General features: G+C 49.2%; 2 protein-coding genes. Both read left to right on the plus strand.

What is annotated here, in order from left to right:
• Window positions 1–310 (plus strand): hypothetical protein (locus tag KDK14_RS06500; protein WP_257264207.1); only part of this gene is annotated, 310 nt, incomplete at its 5' end.
• Between the two features lie 924 nt (window positions 311–1,234).
• Window positions 1,235–2,182 carry a hypothetical protein gene (locus KDK14_RS06505; RefSeq protein WP_257264208.1) on the plus strand — a complete coding sequence of 316 codons (948 nt, stop codon included), beginning with the start codon at window positions 1,235–1,237 and terminating at the stop codon, window positions 2,180–2,182.
• The last annotated feature ends 114 nt before the right edge of the window (window positions 2,183–2,296 follow it).

The following is a 2,296-nucleotide window of genomic DNA, read 5'->3' on the forward strand; positions in this document are numbered from 1 at the left end:
AGACCAATTTATCGCAACCGCAGTAGGGCAGTCTATTCTCGGACAGCCTCCTGGTGCCAAGGGTGTGTTTGGCAACTGGCTGGCTGATAGCGTTGGGGCGGCGGATTTATCATACTGGTGTCGTAGGTTCTGTGAGGCTTTTCTGGTTTTGCCTTTCGTGTTTTCCAAAGTCTCGTCCGATGTCTTTTCCCTGTGTGCCAGGCTCAGGTATCGAATCTCCGCAAGCATTGAACGCATTGAGCTGATCGCTGGCAAACCGGCCCACAACCGCCGGGTTGGCAAGATAGCTCAGCAGATTATTGATTTGTGAAGGCAGGCCTGAATAAGCTGCTATCGCCCGTCCTGCCAGTGCAGTGAACTGATGGAAATTATTGTTCTGGCCAACAACGCCCCAAGGATCAATGCCAGCAGCAGAGTCCGCAACTTCCTGAACTGGCAGGTGGCGGTGGCTATTGAGTGGATCATACAAGGGGTGTAGTGACCGAATAAATGCACTAGCCCCCGATTGGATCACCTCCCACCCTCTCCATCGGCCCTCCGGTTCTGTAGTGGGGGTTGTTACAGGTTGCGGGTCGATGGCCATGCCTGCCGGGTTTACGCCTGATTGCCGTATCAAAATCATTACCTCATAGTAAAATTGTTTACGGAGATATTAATCCATTGTCTTACAGGGCAAACACAAAGAAGCAAACAGGTCAGTGATGTTTGAGCATTTCTGACACGCAACTGTTTTTTCAACATCTTTTTTCTACATCGGTAAAGGCGTTAATAGGGGATTGATAACAGTAGCCAGTTTTATGGCAGCGGTAAGAATAGTTTGAATTACATGGTTTTTTTTTGCTATGAAAATGAAATTCCCGGACAGCCGCTTAGCGTTGTAGGTGCGGCAAATGTGACAGAACCCGGGCCAGAAAAGGTCATGTCTGGTACTGTGGCCATCGTCTCTGTGATTGGAGACGGTAGAGCGGCAAGAGCTCTGGCCCCTCATATTGTGCCAGCCATCCTTCGACTCCACTGAGGATGAACGGAGACCGGTTCAAAGCGTCGAAATTATTCTGGGAAACTTCTGGTTCCTTTTGCGACAACCCCCTTTTCAGGAATGGCTATAGTGTGTTCTTGGCTGCCGCTTTCCTCAAGGCAAACATTTTGCCACTGCCTGATAGAACAAACATATGAACTATCAGCCAATAAATCGGTCAAATTTCAGAAGCGCTTTATTCAGGTCAGCACGCTTATGGAGAGTATTCATCATTCAGTTCCCAGATGCACGCCACTGACTCGTTGCGAGAAGAACTTTGGTTTGCAATTGGGGCCACAGTGCAAGGTTTACGCCCTGGCCGTTGTGCACCATGTTTTATGTGCCTGCGGCCAGCTGCTGCCCTACAAAAATGGTGATACGAATGCATTAAGCGCACGTAAAATTGCCAAGGCCTGCGGTTCGGCCGTAGGTGAGATTACCTCGCCCGAGCAGTTTCAGAAAGTGGCCTGCGCTATGGGAATGGACACCAGTTTACTTGAATTTAAAGACCCGGTTGAGATGGTGTCGCTGCTCGACCATGCCTTTCGAATGGAGTGTCATGTCATCGTTTTTGTCCAGGTGGACCGGGAAACCAACAGTCACCCGGCCTCGTCCGACTGCCAAATTCAGGGGCTTGAGCACGCCGTTGTGGTTGCCGGTTGGAGTTCAGATACTCTGACAACGCTTAAAGCCCAGGGCGATAATGTTAGTAAAATGGATCACAAAACGCTCAGCGTGACCTGTTTTACCCGATCCGGTGGTACAGAAGACATCAACCTGTTCGAGATCTACAACAGCTCCTGCCAGGTGGCAAAACAGAGAAAGCCTGAGCGTTACTACAAACATTTGACTCTCAAGCGTCATTCGCCAGATCGTACTATCAAGGACTCCTGGCTTGGCGTCTGCGATCCAGTTCTCAAAGGTGGGGATTCTTGCTACTGGCATGATTTTGATTTTCGTTACCAATACTTTCTCAAGCTTCGTTGCGAATGGTATCCGGATTTGCACATATCCTCTGACCCGGACGCCTTATTCGACAGGGCCGCATCCGGACTTATTTCTGAAATTGTTACCCGGGAATCGTTTTCGGACAACGGCAGTTTCAGAAAGAAACTGGTCGTTGTCTCCTTGAAGACGACAGATGACTACATTATGAAGGAGTGAGAGCGGTAAGGTTGGCAAGCTGAAACTTTTTTGATGACCTTATAGTCTAACGTCAAACGAATACCTGAATCCGTAACTTCAGAAGACGTTGAAACCTTCGGAAGCCGGTCGTGC

The organism is Endozoicomonas sp. ONNA2, from assembly GCF_024606365.1.
Taxonomy (GTDB): Bacteria; Pseudomonadota; Gammaproteobacteria; order Pseudomonadales; family Endozoicomonadaceae; genus Endozoicomonas.

Bases quoted from the DNA above. Each gene is read 5' to 3' on its own strand.
- KDK14_RS06505 (WP_257264208.1), top strand. From the start codon at position 1,235: ATGGAGAGTATTCATCATTCAGTTCCCAGATGCACGCCACTGACTCGT.